Raw genomic sequence first — 17,738 nt, 5'->3', positions numbered from 1 at the left:
GAGGAGGGGTCTGCGGTCGGGGAGGCCGGGCCACGCACACGAGCTCGATCACCTCGACGATCACCGCCCGCGTAGCCAGCGCGCGGACCACCAGCGTGGGCAGGCAACGGTGGCTACCCACACGGAACCCGGCGGCCGCGCGCCCGGCCGCGAAGTGCGGCGCGGTCATGGCGGCTCGCGTCGGCGGAGGGCGAGTGGGACGAGGGCGTAACCGCCGTCGCGGCGGGTGACGAAGCCCAGCGTTTCCAGCAGGGTGAGCTTGCGCAGGGTCGTGCGGATGTCGACGCCGGCCCGGACGGCCAGCGCGTCGGGGCTGATGGCGCCGCGCCGGGGTATCGACTCCAGCAAGAAGGTCGCCTGGTCGTCGAGCTGGTCGCGCGGGTTCTCCGGGCCCTGGGCGGTCGGCGCCAGGTCGGCGCCGATCCGGCCGACCTCTTCCAGGACGTGCCCGACGTTGGCGACCAGGCGTGCGCTGTCGTGCAGCCGCAGGATCTCGTGGCAGCCGACCGACATGGCCGACGTGACCGGACCCGGCACGACCATGGCCGGACGGCGCAGGGCGATCGCGCGCCGCACGGTTTGGGTGGCTCCGCTGCGGGCCGCGGCCTCGACCAGGACCGTGCCGCGGGTGACGGCGGCGATCACCCGGTTGCGGATGAGGAAGCGCGGTCGCAGCGGGTCGGCGCCCGGTGGCCACTCGGTGATCAGGAGGCCGGTGTCGGCGATGCGCTCGAACAGGGCCGTGTTGGCGACCGGGTAAGCGCGCTCGATGCCGCACGCGAGCACTGCCACGGTCAGCCCGCCGGCGGCCAGGGCACCCCGGTGTGCCGCCGCGTCGATGCCGAACGCGCCGCCCGACACCACCGTCCATTCACGTTCGGCCAGGCCGTAGGCGAGATCCGTGGCGACGTGCTCGCCGTATTGGGTGGCCGCCCGCGAGCCCACGATCGCCACCGAGCGGTCGAACGCCTCGGCCAACGGCCACGCCCCGCGCACCCAGAAGCACAGCGGTGGAGCCAGCTCACGGTCGACCCGGCGGTCGGTGCCGGCGAGTTGGACGTGCTCGAGCGTGGCGAGCTGCGCGGGCCACTCGTCGTCTTCGGGGATCACCACGCGCGCGCCGAGTCGCTCCCCCGTCGCCAGGGCCGTCTCGGCCGCCGGGCGTGGGTCGCCGGCACCCAGGCGGGCGCGGACCGCGTCGCGCGCCGCTTCGTCGGGGATCTCGCCCGCCAACGCCATCGACAATGCCTCGTGCGGCCCGTGCCGGGCGACCAGTCGGTGCACCGCCCGGGTGCCGGGCTCGGCGAGCAGCGTCAGCGCGACCCGGGCCAGCCGGAGGTCGGTCTCAGCCATCGAACCGCCTCCCGCCGCCCGTGCGCAGCGCCAGCGCCTCTTCGACGTCGTCGACGGTCGGCCGGTCGCGGCCGTCGAGGTCAGCGATCGACCACGACAGGCGCAGGACCCGGTCGAATCCCCGGGCCGACAACGACCCGCTGTCGAGCCGGCGCCGCAACGGCTGGGTGTCGCGCAACGGCAACCGCCAGGGCGGCTGGCGCAGGCGCGGGCCGGGCACCTCGGCGTTGACCCGCCAGCGCTCGGCCGACCAGCGTGCGAAAGCGGCGGCCCGGGCCTTGGCGACCCGCTCGGCGACGTCGGCCGACGGCTCGCCGCCGCTGGTGGTGACGAACAGGTCGGCGGCGGTGACCGGCATCAGCTCGATCTGGACGTCGATGCGGTCGAGCAGCGGACCCGACAGCCGGCCCAGGTAGCGGCGCCGGGCCAACGGCGTGCACTCGCAGTGCGCGTCGCCCTGCGGTTTGGCACAGGGGCAGGGGTTGGCCGCGACGACGAGCTGGACGCGGGCCGGGTATTCGGTCGTGCCGCCCGTGCGGCTCAGCAGCACCCGGCCGGACTCCAGCGGCTGGCGCAGTGCTTCGAGCGCTCTGGTGGCGAACTCGGGGGCTTCATCCAGAAAGAGCACGCCTCGGTGCGCGAGCGAGACCGCTCCCGGTCGGGCCAGGCCGGAACCGCCGCCGACCAGCGCGGCGAGGGTCGCCGAGTGGTGCGGGGCCTGGAACGGTGGGCGACGCACCAGGCGGCCGCCCTCCGGCAGCAGACCGGCCACCGAGTGCAGCGCCGAGACCTCGAGCGCCGCTTCGTCGTCGAGTGGTGGCAACAGCGACGGCAACCGCTCGGCCAGCATCGTCTTGCCCGCGCCGGGCGGGCCGAACATCGCCACGTGGTGCCCGCCGGCCGCGGCGACCTCGATCGCCCGCCGGCCCAGCGCCTGGCCGGCGACGTCGGCCAGGTCGAGCATCAGGGGCTCGGGCGGCGGGTGGTCGGAGGGCGGGTCGAGCAGCGCGCCGCCGCTGCGGACGTAGGCGACCAGGCGGTGCAGCGTCTCGACGGCCTTGACCGTGATGCCCGGCACCACCGCGGCCTCGGCGGCGTTGGCCAGCGGCACCACCGCGCGGTGGATGCCGGCGCGCAGGGCCGCGACGACCATCGGCAAGACGCCGCGGACCGGCCTCACGCTGCCGTCGAGACCTAGCTCACCCAGGATCACGACGCCGTCGAGGGCGGCCAGCGGTAGCTCGCCGGCCGCCCCCAACAGCGCCGCCGCGATGCCCATGTCGAAGGCAGAGCCGTGTTTGGGCAGGGTCGCGGGCAGCAGGTTGACGGTGATCCGCCGGTTGGGCCAACGCTCACCGGAGTTGACGACCGCCGCTCGTACCCGATCGCGGGCTTCGTTGAGAGCCGTGTCCGGCAGGCCGGACATCACGACGGCGGGCAGCCCCGCGGAGAGGTCGGCCTCGACCTCGACCAGATGTCCGGTGACACCGACCAACCCGACGGACAGCACCTTCGCGTAGCTCACGAGGTAGGACGGTGCCGTGCGAAGGCATGATCCCGCTCGACGCCTGTGGACAACTCTCGGCTGTGGACAACGCACACACCGCGCCCAGGCTGTGCTAGAAGGCGCCACGGATGTGGTCGATCTCGACGGTGCCCGGCCGGCGGACCAGGACGGCGATCACATCGAACCGGATCTCGCGCGGATGCACGCTGTTGAGGGCCAGCCACCGCGCACCGAGCCGGCGCAGCCGCCGTGCCTTGGCCGCCACCACCGCCTCGGCCGGCACACCGAAGCCGAGCCCGCGCCGGGTCTTCACCTCGCAGAAGACCAGTGCGTCGCCGTCCCACGCGATGATGTCGATCTCACCGAGCGGGCAGCGCCAGTTGCGCGCGACGATCCGGAAGCTCTCGTCGGCCAGATGCTGGGCCGCCCGCCGTTCACCCCAGGCGCCGACCGCCTGTCGTACCACCGTCATGGGCCGACCATGCGTGACCGACCAGCGGCGCCGCATCTTCCCCTGTGGACAACGCCGGCCTGTGGAAACCGGTGGTGAACACCACGGAGCGTGATACATCACTCTACGGGGACCGGAATCACCACGCTTAAATTCGCATTTCGGATACTCGGCTGGCCGGTTCGCGGGCACCTCAATTACCGTGCGGCGCGTGGACGGACGACGCGGATACCCGGACGACGAGCAGCAACAGCGGTGGAACGACGACGACCAGGGCGCGGGCGGTGGCGGCTGGCGCGAGGGTGGCTACCCGCGCGAGGCCGGCGGCGACCGCGGTGGCGAGCCGTCGTTCAACGGGTTCGTGAGCGGCTACGGCGGCCCGCCGGGAGACCCTCGGTGGGTCGGCGAGGGCCAGCCGGACCAGCCGTCGTGGAACACCTCCGCGCGCCCGCTGCCGGCCGACGGCATGCGGCGCCCGATGGACGACGCACCGCCGCGGCTGTACGCCGTCGACTCGGCCGGACCGGCGACGGGCGAGCTTCCCCGGTCCACGCCGATGGAACCGCGCATCCCGGTCGGCGAGCCGGTGCCACCGCCGCTGGCCCTCCCCGACCCGGGGCCGGGAATGCCCGGCGACAGCGCGGCCGGCCTGAACGCCCCCACCGGGCTGATGCCGCCGATCGCGCCGCGTGACGAGACCCAACGCTTCCCGACCGATCCGCTGCGCCGCCCCGGTGCCGCACCGGGCGCACCCGCCGACGGCGTCTACCGCACCCGCCGGCCGGGCCTGTTGCTCGCCTACGGCGTACTCACCGCCATCTTCGAGATCGGCGCACTGCGGATCTTCTTCGACTCGATGTTCAGCGGCGCACTGGTGATCTCGGGCATCGTCTCCGGGATGTTCCTGATCGCCGGCCTGCCCCTGCTCGCGGCCGGCCTCTACGCCGCCACGACGGGCGGAGCGCGGGCCGAGGGTCCGGGCGGCTGGCTGCGACCGCCGGCGGTCTACCTGGTCGTCGGCCTCGGCCTGCTGATCGCCGCGGGCCTCGCCGCCGCCTGACGACGGCGGCCGACTGACGGCGCGGCGACTTGACGAGAGGTCCCGGGGCGGTGACCGTCGCGGTGATGGGCCGGTCGACGCAGGCACTGCACGAGTCGCTTCCGCACGCGATGCGCGAAGCGGTCGACGAGTTCGCCCGGCATCTGTCACACGTCGAAAATCGATCGGCCCACACCGTACGCGCGTACGTCGGCGACGTCGTCTCGTTGCTCGACCACGCGGTGCGCATGGGCAGCGCGACGCCGGGCGACCTCGACCTCGCCGTGCTGCGCAGTTGGCTGGCCCGCCTGCGTACCCTCGGCGGCGCCCGCGCTTCCCTGGCCCGCAGGGCCGCCGCGGCCCGCACGTTCAGCGCCTGGGCGCACCGCGGTGGGCTGCTGGAGAGCGACGTCGGCGCTCGACTGGCCACGCCCAAGGCCAACCGCGACCTGCCCACCGTGCTGCGCGCCGACCAGGCGACCGAGCTCGTGCTGGCGCCGGGCGACGAGGCGGCGCCGACGCTGCTGCGCGACCGCGCGGTGTTGGAGTTGCTGTACGCCACCGGCATCCGGGTCAGCGAGCTGTGCGGCCTGGACCGGGTCGACGTCGACGCCGGCCGTCGGGTGGTCCGCGTGGTCGGCAAGGGCGACAAGGAACGCTCGGTCCCCTATGGACAACCGGCACAGGAGGCGGTCGACGACTGGCTCCGGCTGGGCCGGTCGTCGCTGTCGACCCGAGCGAGTGCCGACGCGCTGTTCCTCGGCACGCGCGGTGGCCGCCTGCAAGCGACGGTGGTACGACGGCTCGTCAGCGGCTACGCCCGGGCGGCCGGCCTCCCGCACACCACGCCGCACGGGCTGCGCCACTCGGCCGCCACCCACCTGCTGGAGGGCGGCGCCGACCTGCGAGCGGTGCAGGAACTGCTCGGGCACGCGTCGCTGGCCACGACGCAGATCTACACACACGTCTCCATGGAGCGGCTCCGCGCCGTTTATCGCCAGGCCCACCCGCGCGCCTGACCAGCGCATCGCCGCGGCGAGATCTTGTGGGTCAGGCGGAGATTCGGTCCGACAGGTAGCGGGTCAGGACCCGCGCGTGCAGGTCGAAGGCCAGGTCGGTGGTGTCGCCGGCGACCTGCCAGCCGGCCACCTCGGCGTTCGGCGTCGAAGCCGGCAGCGCGGCCGCGGTGGTCGCCGCCAGGAGGCCGAAGATGAGCACCGTGCCGTCCGGGGCACTGTGCACGTCGAACAGCGACACGTCGGTCTCGGCGACCACGATGCCGGTCTCTTCGAACAGCTCGCGGGTCACCGCCCGTTGCCACGACTCGCCGTGGTCCACGAAACCGCCCGGCAGCGCCAGCAGGCCGACCCGCGGCGGGATCGCCCGCCGGATCACCAGGACGCCGTCGTCGACGGGCAGCACCGCGACGGCGACCGGGACCGGGTTGCGGTAGGTGGTCTGGCCGCACGCCGCGCAGACTCGGGGCCAGGGCTGGTCTTGCGCGTAGGCGGCGCCACAGAACGAGCAGTGCGAGTCGCGGGAGGCCATTCCCGCAGCCTACGGCGGACCCCGCCCCCATCACCGGGACGACTCGTACGATCATCGGTATGAGGTCCGCGCGTGGCTGAGCCGCAACCGCCCACCCCGATCCCCGGCGCCCGGCTGCTGTTCTCGCTCGACCCGGGCGTCGCGCATCTCAACCACGGCTCGTTCGGTGCGGTGCCGATCAACGTGCAGCGCGCCCAGCAGCGGCTGCGCGACGAGGTCGAGAGCAACCCGCTGCGGTTCTTCGACCGCGGCTTCTTCGACCGCATCGCGCACACCCGCCGCCACCTCGCGTCGTTTCTCGGCGCCGACCCGGACCGGACCGCGCTGGTCGGCAACGCGACCACGGGCATCGCGATCGCACTCCAGTCGCTGCGGCTCCGGCCGGGCGACGAGATCCTCACGACCAGCCACGGGTACGGGTCGATCTCGTACGCCGTCCAGCGCGAGTGCGACCGCACCGGCGCGACGGCCGGCCTGGTCACCCTGCCGCTGCGGGCACGGGAGACCGACCTCGTCGCGCAGATCGGCGCCGCGTTGCGTCCGGACCGCACCAAGCTGCTGATCGTCGACCAGGTCACGTCGGCGACCGCGTACCAGCTTCCGGTCGCGACCATCGCCACCGTCGCCGCCCGGCTGGGCGTCGCGGTGCTCGTGGACGGTGCCCACGCCCCCGGCATGCTGCCGATCGAGGTCGACCGCATCGGCGCCGACTTCTGGGTGGGCAACTTCCACAAGTGGGCTTACGCGCCGCGCGGCACCGCCGTGCTCAGCGTCGCCCAGCGCTGGGTCGACCAGATCGAGCCGCTCGTCGTGTCGTGGCAGCAACCTAATGGCTTCCCCGACAACGTCGAGTTCCAGGCCACGCTGGACTACACGCCGTGGCTGGCCGCGCCGGTCGGCCTGTTCACGCTGCGCGGCCTCGGTCTCGACCGGGTGCGGGAGCACAACGCGGCCCTCGCCGCCTACGGGCAGCGGGTGATCGGCACGGCTCTCGGACTGACGCCCGAGGAGCTGCCCGACCAGGGCGGCCCCGACGTGCCCATGCGCCTCATCCCACTGCCCGAGGGCGTCGCCACCACCCAACCCGAAGCCGTCACGCTGCGGGAGCGGATCTCCGACGAGCTCAAGACCGAGGTCAGCCTCAACTCCTGGAACGGCCGTGGTTGGCTGCGGATCTGCGGCCAGGTCTACAACCACGCCGGCGAGTACGAGCGCTTCGCCGAAAGCCTCCCCTCCCTGCTGCGGTGAGCCCCGGCTAGAGCGGCAACAGCCGCACTCGGAAGCCGAGCAGGAGCATCGGATCGAGATAGTCGGCGTCGCGCCGCAACCCCCAGTGCAGGCAGGCGGGCGCCGGGCACCCGAGGTGTCCGGGGGCGACCATGCCGATCGGGTCACCGGTGGCGACGTGGTCGCCCTGGCGGACCGCGGGGATCAGCGGCTCGTAGGTGGTGCGCAGCCCACCCGCGTGCTGAATGCTGACGACCTGGCGGTCCGCCACACGGCCGGCGAAGACGACTTCGCCCGAGCCGGCCGCCCACACTGTGGCGCCGGGCGCCGATGCCAGGTCGACGCCGCGATGGCCCGGCAGCCAGGGTCTGGGCGGCTCCTCGAACCGCCGGGTGACCCGCAGCGGCGGCGCGACGGGCGGTCTGAAGCGACCAGCAGGTGCCGAACGGACAACCGGACCTGGCTCGCCGAGGTCGGGCGCCCGACCACGCGATCGATCGAGCAGCGCAACTCCGCCGGAAGCCCGGTCAAGCAAGACAGCACCGCCGGGCGACCGGTCAAGCAACGTGGACCGGCCGAGTGCGAGATCGGCCGATAGCGGGCGCTGCGGCATGACAACAGGCCGGAAGGCGACCGCGACGGTGGCCGGTGGGCCGGCCCGGACCGCTGCCGGAAAGCCTCTGGCTAGAACCGCGCCGACGGCCGGACCGAACCTGGCCGCGGCAGGCGGGGACAGCCTCCCGACCGGCACGAGGATCGCGACCGCGACCACCAGGACGACGGCCGCGAAGTACAACGGGGCGTTACGGAGTGCGTACCGACTCATGCATGGCAGCCTCGTCGCGGCCGGGGCGAGCGGCAACGCGGCGTAGAGCGGCCTGTGGATTGTGGATAACGCCCGCCGGGGGTGGCGTTGTGGTAGGCGCCGCTAGCTGCCGAAGCCGGAGTCGGCCGGGAGGGAGATGTCGGGCTTCTCGAGCTCTTCGACGTTGACGTCCTTGAAGGTCATCACTCGGACATTCTTGACGAAACGCGCCGGACGGTACATATCCCAGACCCAGGCGTCGTGCATCTCGACCTCGAAGTAGACCTCGCCGTCCGAATTGCGGACATGCAGGTCAACCTGGTTGGCCAGGTAGAAGCGGCGCTCGGTCTCGACGACATAGGAGAATTGGCGGACGATATCGCGGTATTCCCGGTAGAGCTGCAGCTCCATCTCGGTCTCGTATTTCTCGAGATCCTCTGCGCTCATCGCACTCCGCCCTTCATGGCACCATCTTCCCCCACCGGCGTGGACGGCCGAAGCCGCTCGCCGGACGCCACGCCGACGGTACCCCCTGGGGGCTCCGCGCGCCCTACCGGATCCGGACGGGCGTGAACGTCACCCGAAGGACCCCCGCCGCAGTGATCCAGACCACTACCAAGACCGCCAAAAAGTAGCGACGACCCGGGTTCGCGGTGGTCCTGACCGTCGCTCCCGCCGGGGACCGCTCCGCTTCGCTGCGCTGCCAGGTCCGCGTCGGCCGATCTACCAAACGGGCCAACCACGATCAGGATCCGGCGCCCAACTCGGACGCCAACGACTCCGCGGCCTCCGGATCCAGGTCCGGTACGACCTCACCGCCCAACCTGGACGGATCCGTCAACGACCGAGGCCGCCGGCTCCGCGGTGGGCGCGAGTCCCGCCCCGACGCATTGGCCACGTTGATATACGAGAACCGGTGCTCCGCACACGGCCCGTGCTCGCTGAGGGCCGCGTTGTGCTCGGGAGTCACGTACCCCTTGTGCTCCGAAAAGCCGTAGGAGGGAAACTGCCCGTCGAGCTCGACCATGATCCGATCCCGGGTCACCTTGGCCAGCACGCTGGCAGCCGCCACGCACGCGGCCACCCGGTCGCCCTTCCAGACGGCCAGCCCGGGCACGCCCATGCCGTCGAGCGGGAACCCGTCGGTCAGCACGTATTCGGGACCCACCGGCAGCGACGCCAAAGCCCGCCGCATCGCGAGCAGGTTGCAGACGTGCAGCCCCCGAGCATCGACCTCGGCCGCCGGAATGATCACCACCGAATAGGCCAAGGCCCGCTTGACCACCTCGGCGTAGATCCGCTCCCGGGCCAGCGGGGTCAGCAGCTTCGAGTCGGCCAGGCCCTCGATCTCCCCGCGCTTGCCCTCCGGCAACACGGCGGCCGCGGCCACGAGCGGCCCAGCGCAGGCACCCCGGCCGGCCTCGTCAGCACCGGCCACATGGCGGAAGCCGCGCCGCTGCAACGCCCGCTCGAGGGCGTAGAGGCCGCCTTCTCGGCGTACCACGGTGCGCGGTGGTGTCAGCACGGCTGATCAGTCCTTCCCCAGCACCCGGCGCAGGACGGCGGTGAGCACGTCGGGGTAGTACCGCTCCTTCGTACGCTCCAGTTCCTCGATCGACCACCACCGGTGCTCGGTGATCGACTCCTGCTCGACCTGGTCGAAGCCGGTCGTGTCGACCACCCACGTCGGCACGCGCAGCAGGAAGAACTCCTGCTGCTGCCGGTACCAGACGCCGTCGAACGGAAACTCCGTCGTCTCCTGGAACACCGGCTCACCAAGATCGGCAACGCCGCGCACGAGACCGGTTTCCTCGGCCAGTTCACGGACCGCACCGGCCGCCGGAGCCTCACCCGAAGACAGGCCGCCGCCGGGGGTGAACCAGTAGTCGTGGGCCGGCCGCGCCGGGTCGACGCCATGGAACAACAACACTCGCTCACCGTCGTCGACCAGCAACACGCGCGCGGCACGGCGCGGCCGAAACTCGGTCACCGCGCCAGCTTAGTCAGCCGGGCTGACAAGCCCGTCCGGCCCCTGTCTCGCGACTGAGGCCGGACGCGGCCGAGTCCAACAGGGCTTAGCCCGCCGACGGGTCCGGCACGGTGTTGAAGGTCTCGGGTACCGACAGCCACGTCGCCCGGCCCACCGGCCAGAAGACCACGAACGCCCGGCCGACCACCGAGTCCTCGGTGATGGTCGAGATCAGCGGGTCGCCGTCGCTCTGCTTCCAGTGCTCCAGTGAGTCGCCGGACGCGGCCCGGTGGTCGCCCATCACCCAGATGCGGCCCTTGGGCACGGTGAAGTCGAAGGGCTGGTCCGCGGCGGGGTCGCTGATGCCGTTCTCGTTGAACAGGTACGGCTCGTCGATCGAGTGCCCGTTGACCCGCAGCCGCTTCTGCTCGTCGCAGCATTCGATCCGGTCGCCGCCGACGGCGATCACGCGCTTGATGAAGTCTTCGTCGTCGAGGCCGCTGCGCCATTCGGAGGGCGCGCGGAACACGATGATCTCGCCGCGCTCGGGAGAGCGGAAGTTGTAGACGATCTTGTTGACCAGCACCCGGTCGTTGACGTTGAGCGTGTGCTCCATCGAGGGCGACGGGATGTAGAAGGTCTGTAGGAGGAATGCCCGTACCAGTACGGCGACGAGGATCGCGACGCCGAGCAGAATCGGCAGTTCTTTCCAGAACGACGAGCTGCGCGGTGACTTCTGGGGGGTCTGTTCCTCAATCACGGACGGAGCCTACGTTGCCGGTCTGGGAGTCCGCGTCGAGAACGCGCCAGAAAAAGGACGGACGCGAAGATTGGCATTGTGACGACAATGTCTCCCTTTCCCGACAGAGGCGAATCAGTTCCACGAATCGGAACGCCGGTGCCGCCGCCCTCGCCGCCCTCGTCACCGTTGATCGGCGGCGGGACGCTGTCGAAGGTGTCGGGCACCGACAGGTTGGCCCACCGGTCCTGGGGCCAGACCACCACGAACGCGCGCCCGACCACGTTGTCGACCGGCACCGGGCCCTGACAACGCGCGTCCTGCGAGACACCGCGGTGGTCGCCCATCACGAACAACTGGTTGGGCGGCACGACCACTTCGGCGAACTGGCGCGACCGACACTCGCCGGCCACCGGCGGCACGTCGAGCGGCGAGTTGTCGAAGATGTACGGCTCGTCGAGGCCCTTACCGTTGACCATCACGCGACCCTGGTCGTCGCAACAGCTCACCCGGTCGCCACCGACGGCGATCACACGCTTGATGAAGTCCTTGGCGCCCGGCCGGCTGATCCCGATGAGGTCGCCGAAGGTACGGCCCAACTTGCTGAACAGGCCCGGGTCGCCGCCGTCGACCGGCTGCGGCGCCCAGGCCTCGGGACCCCGGAACACGACGACCTCGCCGCGCTTCGGATCCCGTACGTCATAAACGATCTTGTTGACCAACACCCGATCGCCGACCAGCAGGGTGTTCTCCATCGAGCCGGACGGGATGAAGAACGCCTGCAGCAGCAGGCTGCGAATCAGCACGGCCAGGCAGAACGCCACGATCAGCAGGAGCGGCAGCTCTTGCCAGAGGGGCATTTGCATTCGGCGCCGGGGAAACCGGCGCCGACGTTCCTGGCTGGTATCGCCTCGATCCACGCCGCGCCTCTCCCCAGGTCAGCCAAGCGCCCGCACGCGGGCGCCGCCGTCCATCGACGGCAATACTGCCCGAGGCGGTTCCCGATCGAGAGGCCTCGTGGGGGCTAGCGTAACCGCACGAGGCCACGGCACAGCAGTGACAGATGTCAGCTGGGCTGCTTCTCGCGCTTCTCCTTGATCTTGGCCTTCTTGCCGCGCAGCTCACGGAGGTAGTAGAGCTTCGCGCGACGCACGTCACCGCGGGTCACGATCTCGATCCGGTCGATGGCCGGGCTGTTGATCGGGTAGGTGCGCTCGACACCAACAGCGAAGCTCATCTTGCGAACGGTGAAGGTCTCACGCAGACCGGCTCCCTGGCGGCGGATGACCACGCCCTGGAAGATCTGCACACGCGACCGGGCACCTTCGACGACTCGCGCGTGCACCTTGACGGTGTCACCGGCGCGGAAATCGGGAATGTCGGACCGCTGCGACTGGGCGTCGAGGGCGTCCAGGGTGTTCATCGCTCATCCTTCGATATGACGGCACACCAGAACCGGCGTGCGACGGGTGATCCTGATCCCCCACGACTACAGGAGATCCTCGCAGCCCGTCCACGGCGTGGCCGACTGCGGCAAGCAACCCCACTACTTTGCCATATCGTCGCCCGCCACCGGAAATCACCCCACGAACAAGATCAATACCAAGCGGATGTCCCGGGTCAGCCAGGGAGACCGCAGATCCAAGATCAATGCAACGCGACGTCCCGGGCCCGTCGGCGACCGCAGATGCAAGATCAATATCGAGCAGATGTCCCGGGCCCGCCGGAGGCACGACCGTTGCTCCCGCCGGGACCGCTCCGCTCCGCTGCGCTGCCAGGTCCGCGGTGGGTCGGGCGTTCGAGATCTAGGTATTTCGTTCCTGCTGGAGCAGCAACGAATTACCTAGATCTGCCAGCCGCCGCGGCAGCAACGGCGTTTCTCAGAGCGTGTCGCCTCGGCCCGCAGCCGGCCGGCCATCAAGCAATTGACACAACCAACCTGCCGGCGGCGGCAAGGCCGCTCCGCGGCGGCGGGCACCCAGGTCCGCGGACGGTCGGCCCCGCAGGCGATTGACGCAACTAGCCTGCCATCTGCCTGCCGGCGGCAGCAGCGCCGCTCTCCCAGAGGCGGGCACCCAGGTCCGCCGCCGGCCATCAGGCAACTGACACAACCAGCCTGCCGGCGGCGGGAGTGCGGCCCCTTAAGGCGGACGCCCAGGACAGCGGCCGGCCATCAGGCAACAGACCACAACCAGCCTGCCGGCGGCGGCAGCGCTGCCCCTCAAGGCGGACGCCCGGGCCCGCGGCCGGCAGGCCATCAGGTCAACTGACACAACCGGCCGCCGGCGGCGCCAGCGCCGCCTCCCGGAGGCGGACGCCAAGACCGCAGCCGACCCCGCCCGTCAATCAACTGACACAACCGGCCGCTGGCGGCGCCAGCGCCGCCTCTCAGAGGCGGACACCCAGGCCGCAGCCGGCCTGGCCCGTCAAGCAACCGATACGACCAGCTTGCCGGTTGTGTGTAGGCGCGCGAAGTCGACGCATGCCTGCGGGCCTTCGGCCAGGGTGTAGCGGCGGCCGATCGTGGCTGGCAGTTCGCCGCTCACCGCCGCCTCGGCCACCTCGCGCATCCCGCCCAGCCGACCGTCCATGTCCAGCACGAAGTGCAGGTCGACGTCGTCCCGGCCGAGCCAAGCCCGCTCCGGCACCGGGTAGGTGATCGTCAACAGCCGTCCCCCGGGTCGCAGCGACCTCGCCACCGGACCGAGCTCGTCGCTCGGCAGTACCGCGTTGATCACCACGTCGACCCCCGACGGATAGTCCGAGTAGCCGATCACCTCGGCCGCACCGAGTGCCCGCAGCAGGTCCGCGTCCACGGCGGTCGCGGTCGCGATCACCTGTGCGCCGGCGGCAAAGAGCAGCGGCACCACCGCCGTTCCCACGCCACCGGTGGCTCCGACGACCAGCACCCGCTCCCCCGGCCTGATCAACGCCGTCGCGAGCAACGCCCGCGCGGTCAGACCGACCGTCGGCAGCGCGGCCGCCTCCGCCACGCCCAGACCCGAGGGCCGATGGGCGAGAAACGGCGTATCCGCCTCGAAAACCGCGTACTCCGCCAACGATCCCGTGCTCAGCGACGGCCGCGCCTGACCCGCCATCGCTCGCAGCGCCCGCGGCACCGCCTGGCCGAAGATCTCGTCGCCCACGACGAACCCCGTAACCCCAGCACCGACCGCACTCACCGTCCCCGCGAAGTCGTTCCCCGGCACGTGCGGGAACTCCAACGGCACGGCGTCACGAAAGTCGCCGCTCGGCAGCCGCACATCGGCCGGATTGATCGAGGCGGCCGCGATCCGCACCTGGATCTGCCCACGCCCGGCCACCGGCACCAGAACCTCGGCGACCGAAAGCGACTCCGGCGGCCCGTACCCGCTCGCCACCACTGCCTTCATCACCACGCACCCACCCGCACTAAACGGACCGCTCGGTCACTTTCTCCGACGGAGGCGAAGCTAGCAATAAACGGACCGGGCGGTCAACTTGTTAGAGTCCCCGGATGACCGAGACGCCGCGACCACAGCGGGCCGATGCCGTACGCAACCGGCGGGCCCTGCTGTCCGCGGCCGCGGACGAGTTCGCCGAGCGCGGCCTGGACGCCTCGATCGCCGACATCGCCCGCCGCGCGGGCGTCGGCAAGGGCACGGTGTTCCGCCACTTCGCGACGAAGGACGACCTGCTCGCGGCGATCGTCATCGACCGGATGGACGCTCTGAACGCCGAAGGCGAGCGACTGCTGCGAGAGGAACCCGACGCCGGCGTCGCGCTGAGAGGGTTCCTCGCCGCGGCCGCCGAGCAGCGCCAGCAACGCGACCTCTCGTTCCTCCAACAGGCCGGCGACCTGTCTCCGGAGGTAACCGCCGTCCGCACCCGGATGTACGACACCATCGACAAGCTCGTCGACCACGCCCACGAGAGCGGAGCCGTGCGTAAAGACGTCACCGGCACCGACGTGATCCTGCTGATGTGCGCGCCCAACTACGTGGTCAGCTACGTCCCCAACGCCCCGCCGGACCTGTGGCGCCGCTACCTGGCGATCATCTTCGACGGACTGCGGCCCGAGGGGGCGCAACCCCTCCCGCACCCACCACCGGCAACGACGGCCTGAGGAGCCGTCAGCCCTCGTCGAGAACCGCGCGGTCAGCCTTGGAAAGCTCCGGTGCGTTGGGGCCGACGAGCATGTCGGGGCGGCGCGAAGCGGTGCGGCGCAGCGACTCGTCCCGGCGCCAGCGGGCGATGCGGCCATGGTCGCCGGAGCGCAGGATGTCCGGAACGGCGAGCTCCCGCCACGCCGGCGGCTTCGTATAGACGGGCGCTTCCAGCAGCCCGGCCGCGTGCGACTCCTCGGCCAGCGAGTCGGCGTTGCCGAGCACACCGGGCAGCAGCCGGACCACGGCCTCCATGATCACGAGGACCGCGACCTCGCCGCCGAACAGCACGTAGTCGCCCAGCGAGACCTCGGTCACCGGCATCCGGGACGAGGCGTGGTCGATCACCCGCTGGTCGATGCCCTCGTACCGGCCGCACGCGAAGATCAGCTGAGACTCCGCCGCCAGTGAGTGCGCCGTGGCCTGGGTGAACGGAGCACCGACAGGTGTGGGCACGACCAGCCGGGAAGAGGGCGTGGCCAGCGAGTCCAACGCCGCACCCCATGGCTCGGGCCGCATGACCATGCCGGGTCCGCCGCCATAGGGCGTGTCGTCGACAGTCCGGTGCACGTCCGAGGTCCACGACCGCAGATCGTGCACGCCGACGGAGAGGAGCCCGGTCGCCTGGGCCTTGCCGATCAGCGAGAGCGACAACGGCGCCAGGTAGTCGGGAAAGATCGTTACTACGTCGACCCGCATCACAGGTCCAGCAGGCCCGCCGGAGCGTCGACGACCACGCGACCGCCGGCCAGGTCGACCGCGGGCACGATCTCTTTGACGAACGGCACCAGCGCGGAACGACCGTCCGGCCGCGAAAGCACGAGCAGATCCGAGGACGGCGCGTGCTCGATCCGGGTGACGGTGCCGAGCACCTCACCGCCGGGGCTTACCGCGGACAGACCCACCAACTGGTGGTCCAGGAACTCGTCCGGATCGTCGGGGACGGAGATCTCGGAGGAGTCGACGACGAGCAGCACGTTGCGCAGGTTTTCTACCAGGTCACGCTCGTAGTAGCCGTCGAAGAGCACGAGCGGGCGCCCCTGGTGAAAGCGCACCTCTTCGATGGTGAGCGTGTCGGGCACGATGGAAGAGACGCTGGCCGCTGCCGGGTCGGTGCGCAGCACCGACCCGGCAGCGAACCGCTGCTCGGGTTCGTCGGTCCGGACCTCGACGGTGACCTCACCGCGAATGCCGTGTGGCCGACCGATCCGGCCGACGACGAGAAGCATCAGTACGCGTCGACGATGTCGACCCGAACGCCCCGGCCGCCGATCGAACCGATGACCTGGCGGAGCGCCTTGGCGGTGCGCCCGCCCCGGCCGATCACCGTGCCCAGGTCTTCGGGGTTGACACGCACTTCGAGCCGCTTGCCACGACGTGAGTCGACCAGCCGGACACGAACGTCATCCGGGTGATCGACGATGCCCTTGACGAGATGCTCCAGCGCGGGCCGGAGTGCCACGTCAGGCCTGCTCGCCGGAGTCCGCAACCGCCTGCTCCTCGGACTTGGGTGCGTCAGCCTTGGGTGCGTCAGCCTTGGGTGCGTCAGCCTTGGGTGCGTCAGCCTTGGGCGCCTCGGCCTCAGCCTTGGGCTCAGCGGCCTTCGCGGACTTCTTGGCTGCCTTGGTCGGCGCCGGCGCCTCGCCCAGCCCGGCCGCGGCACGCGCCTCGACCTCGTAGGCCTCACGCTTGTCGACGCGCGGGGCGGCGACCAGCAGCGGCGGAGGAGCCGGCAGGTTCTTGAACTTCTGCCAGTCGCCGGTCTTCTCAAGGATCCGCTGCACGGCCTCGCTCGGCTGGGCACCCACGGACAGCCAGTGCTGCACCCTGTCGGACTTGACCTCGATCAGCGACGGATCTTCCTTGGGGTGGTAGATACCGACGTACTCGATCGCCCGGCCGTCACGCTTGGTGCGCGAGTCGGCGACGACGATGCGGTATTGCGGGTTGCGGATCTTGCCCATCCGCAGAAGCCGGATCTTTACGGCCACAGTCTGTTCGCTCCTGTTGCGATACGTGGGTGATCGGTCGGCCGACGCAGTGGGGTTTGAGCCGAGGACCGTTCGTGGACTGGCAACGCATTCGGGGTAGAGGGCGCCGAACACATGCCGGATACCAACAACCCATTCTGCCAGACGGTCTACGAATGCCCACGCCGGGTCAGAAGAGATGAAATTCCGTGTCCCGGGTCCGCCGTCGGCGCGACCGTCGCTCCCGCCGGGGATCGCTCCGCTGCGCTCCGCTTGCCAGCTTCGCCACTGGTCGCGGTCACTACAAAACCGGTCAAACAGTCCGTTGACGGTCCCAACCGGGCGGCAGCTCAGCGGGGATCCGCCAGGACGGGTCCGGGCGAAGATCACACCAGGTGCCGTCGAAGGGGAACTTGCCGGCCTCGATCAGCTCGATCACCGCCTCGCCGTTCTCGCGGATCTTGGCGGCGCCCGCAATATCCCAGTAGTCCGACTTGTCGGTCTTGGCGGCCAGCTCGTCCTCGTCTTTCCAGCGCCAACTGCGGTCCGGCTCGACCAGGATGTCGAGGGCGTGGTCGGCGGTATCGATCCCGGCGAGAGTGCCGTCGTCCCAGCGGCGAACCGCGTCTTCGAGGTTCACGTACCAGCCGTCGAACTCGCCCGTGTGCTGGTCGAAGAACCACCAGACCGACCAGGGTGAGCCGTCGGCGGGGTGGAAGTACAGCGGCGGGCCGCCGATCCAGGTTTGCGGGGTCAGCTCCGTCGGGCCAAGTTCGTCCAGCGTGCCGTCGTGATGGGTGCGGCCGTCGGGCGTCATCAGCCGCCAGAAGGTGGCGCCGGCCGGATGCCAGAGCCGCAGGCCCTGTGCGTCGTCGCCGACCACGACCGTCGGGACGAGGAAGCTGATTCGCCCGGCGCGCCAGTAGCGCCGCAGCACGGTACGGCCCGGGGCAAGCGTCATGATCAGCAGCCTACGAGCCGCACC

General features: G+C 70.9%; 21 protein-coding genes. 4 read left to right on the top strand and 17 right to left on the bottom strand.

Features of this window, described 5'->3' with window-relative positions; genetic code table 11:
• Positions 1–165: 165 nt before the first annotated feature.
• From dprA to BLV39_RS19410, 3 genes are all read right to left on the bottom strand, one after another.
• Positions 166–1,353 carry a DNA-processing protein DprA gene (gene dprA / locus BLV39_RS19420; RefSeq protein ID WP_090794257.1) on the bottom strand — a complete coding sequence of 396 codons (1,188 nt, stop codon included), beginning with the start codon at positions 1,351–1,353 and terminating at the stop codon, positions 166–168.
• The gene (locus BLV39_RS19415; RefSeq protein WP_090794254.1) at positions 1,346–2,878 is read right to left on the bottom strand and encodes a YifB family Mg chelatase-like AAA ATPase; all 1,533 of its coding nucleotides are present in this window, start codon (positions 2,876–2,878) and stop codon (positions 1,346–1,348) included. Before BLV39_RS19415 ends, dprA begins: the two co-directional genes overlap by 8 nt.
• A gap of 94 nt (positions 2,879–2,972) precedes the next feature.
• Positions 2,973–3,332 (bottom strand): YraN family protein, encoded by a 360-nt coding sequence (locus BLV39_RS19410; protein ID WP_090794251.1) that lies wholly within the window; start codon positions 3,330–3,332, stop codon positions 2,973–2,975.
• A 190-nt stretch (positions 3,333–3,522) separates the two neighbouring features.
• Between BLV39_RS19410 and BLV39_RS19405 the strand changes: the two genes are divergently transcribed.
• Together BLV39_RS19405 and BLV39_RS19400 are read left to right on the top strand one after the other, a co-directional pair.
• On the top strand, positions 3,523–4,371 hold the full coding sequence (locus tag BLV39_RS19405; RefSeq protein ID WP_090794248.1) for a hypothetical protein: 849 nt from the start codon (positions 3,523–3,525) through the stop codon (positions 4,369–4,371).
• A gap of 65 nt (positions 4,372–4,436) precedes the next feature.
• Positions 4,437–5,369 (top strand): tyrosine recombinase XerC, encoded by a 933-nt coding sequence (locus BLV39_RS19400; RefSeq protein ID WP_090797549.1) that lies wholly within the window; start codon positions 4,437–4,439, stop codon positions 5,367–5,369.
• Positions 5,370–5,400: 31 nt separating this feature from the next.
• Here the strand turns inward: BLV39_RS19400 and BLV39_RS19395 are convergent, their stop codons facing one another.
• Positions 5,401–5,898 (bottom strand): NUDIX domain-containing protein, encoded by a 498-nt coding sequence (locus BLV39_RS19395; protein WP_090794245.1) that lies wholly within the window; start codon positions 5,896–5,898, stop codon positions 5,401–5,403.
• Between the two features lie 72 nt (positions 5,899–5,970).
• Here BLV39_RS19395 and BLV39_RS19390 point away from each other — a divergent pair, with 72 nt between their 5' ends.
• A complete protein-coding gene (locus BLV39_RS19390; RefSeq protein ID WP_090794242.1) occupies positions 5,971–7,146 on the top strand; it encodes an aminotransferase class V-fold PLP-dependent enzyme in 1,176 nt (391 codons plus the stop codon).
• Positions 7,147–7,153: 7 nt separating this feature from the next.
• On the opposite strand, the gene BLV39_RS19385 is transcribed toward BLV39_RS19390, so the two are convergent.
• The 8 genes from BLV39_RS19385 to BLV39_RS19350 all read right to left on the bottom strand — a co-directional run bounded on the left by BLV39_RS19385 (position 7,154) and on the right by BLV39_RS19350 (position 14,030).
• Complete coding sequence (locus tag BLV39_RS19385; protein WP_090797547.1) at positions 7,154–7,738, bottom strand: murein hydrolase activator EnvC family protein; 585 nt, start codon at positions 7,736–7,738, stop codon at positions 7,154–7,156.
• A 315-nt stretch (positions 7,739–8,053) separates the two neighbouring features.
• Positions 8,054–8,377: a DUF2469 domain-containing protein gene (locus BLV39_RS19380; RefSeq protein ID WP_011905215.1), complete on the bottom strand. Its 324-nt coding sequence runs from the start codon at positions 8,375–8,377 to the stop codon at positions 8,054–8,056.
• Between the two features lie 298 nt (positions 8,378–8,675).
• Positions 8,676–9,455, bottom strand: coding sequence for a ribonuclease HII (locus BLV39_RS19375; RefSeq protein ID WP_090794237.1), 780 nt, complete (start codon positions 9,453–9,455; stop codon positions 8,676–8,678).
• Positions 9,456–9,461: 6 nt separating this feature from the next.
• Positions 9,462–9,920 carry an NUDIX hydrolase gene (locus BLV39_RS19370; RefSeq protein ID WP_090794234.1) on the bottom strand — a complete coding sequence of 153 codons (459 nt, stop codon included), beginning with the start codon at positions 9,918–9,920 and terminating at the stop codon, positions 9,462–9,464.
• A gap of 85 nt (positions 9,921–10,005) precedes the next feature.
• On the bottom strand, positions 10,006–10,659 hold the full coding sequence (gene lepB / locus BLV39_RS19365; protein WP_090794230.1) for a signal peptidase I: 654 nt from the start codon (positions 10,657–10,659) through the stop codon (positions 10,006–10,008).
• A complete protein-coding gene (gene lepB, locus BLV39_RS19360) occupies positions 10,656–11,498 on the bottom strand; it encodes a signal peptidase I (RefSeq protein WP_373315391.1) in 843 nt (280 codons plus the stop codon). The genes lepB (BLV39_RS19365) and lepB (BLV39_RS19360) overlap by 4 nt, the downstream gene beginning before the upstream one ends.
• Before the next feature lie 206 nt (positions 11,499–11,704).
• Entirely contained in the window at positions 11,705–12,061 is a 357-nt protein-coding gene (gene rplS / locus BLV39_RS19355) for a 50S ribosomal protein L19 (protein ID WP_090794224.1), read from the bottom strand.
• A 1,003-nt stretch (positions 12,062–13,064) separates the two neighbouring features.
• Complete coding sequence (locus BLV39_RS19350) at positions 13,065–14,030, bottom strand: NADP-dependent oxidoreductase (RefSeq protein ID WP_090794221.1); 966 nt, start codon at positions 14,028–14,030, stop codon at positions 13,065–13,067.
• Positions 14,031–14,134: 104 nt separating this feature from the next.
• Here BLV39_RS19350 and BLV39_RS19345 point away from each other — a divergent pair, with 104 nt between their 5' ends.
• A complete protein-coding gene (locus BLV39_RS19345) occupies positions 14,135–14,743 on the top strand; it encodes a TetR/AcrR family transcriptional regulator (RefSeq protein WP_090794218.1) in 609 nt (202 codons plus the stop codon).
• A 7-nt stretch (positions 14,744–14,750) separates the two neighbouring features.
• Here the strand turns inward: BLV39_RS19345 and trmD are convergent, their stop codons facing one another.
• The 5 genes from trmD to BLV39_RS19320 all read right to left on the bottom strand — a co-directional run bounded on the left by trmD (position 14,751) and on the right by BLV39_RS19320 (position 17,714).
• Positions 14,751–15,482 carry a tRNA (guanosine(37)-N1)-methyltransferase TrmD gene (trmD, locus tag BLV39_RS19340; RefSeq protein ID WP_090794215.1) on the bottom strand — a complete coding sequence of 244 codons (732 nt, stop codon included), beginning with the start codon at positions 15,480–15,482 and terminating at the stop codon, positions 14,751–14,753.
• The gene (rimM, locus tag BLV39_RS19335) at positions 15,482–16,012 is read right to left on the bottom strand and encodes a ribosome maturation factor RimM (protein WP_090794211.1); all 531 of its coding nucleotides are present in this window, start codon (positions 16,010–16,012) and stop codon (positions 15,482–15,484) included. Before rimM ends, trmD begins: the two co-directional genes overlap by 1 nt.
• Positions 16,012–16,272, bottom strand: a complete 261-nt coding sequence (locus BLV39_RS19330; protein WP_176984981.1) for an RNA-binding protein — start codon at positions 16,270–16,272, stop codon at positions 16,012–16,014. The genes rimM and BLV39_RS19330 overlap by 1 nt, the downstream gene beginning before the upstream one ends.
• Entirely contained in the window at positions 16,247–16,774 is a 528-nt protein-coding gene (gene rpsP / locus BLV39_RS19325; protein WP_090794207.1) for a 30S ribosomal protein S16, read from the bottom strand. The genes BLV39_RS19330 and rpsP overlap by 26 nt, the downstream gene beginning before the upstream one ends.
• Before the next feature lie 292 nt (positions 16,775–17,066).
• A complete protein-coding gene (locus BLV39_RS19320) occupies positions 17,067–17,714 on the bottom strand; it encodes a ribonuclease FAU-1 family protein (protein WP_090794205.1) in 648 nt (215 codons plus the stop codon).
• Between the last annotated feature and the right edge of the window lie 24 nt (positions 17,715–17,738).

Origin of the sequence: Asanoa ishikariensis, assembly GCF_900107455.1 — a bacterium.
Taxonomy (GTDB): domain Bacteria; phylum Actinomycetota; class Actinomycetes; order Mycobacteriales; family Micromonosporaceae; genus Asanoa; species Asanoa ishikariensis.
This window is presented reverse-complemented; position numbering and strand designations above follow the sequence as displayed.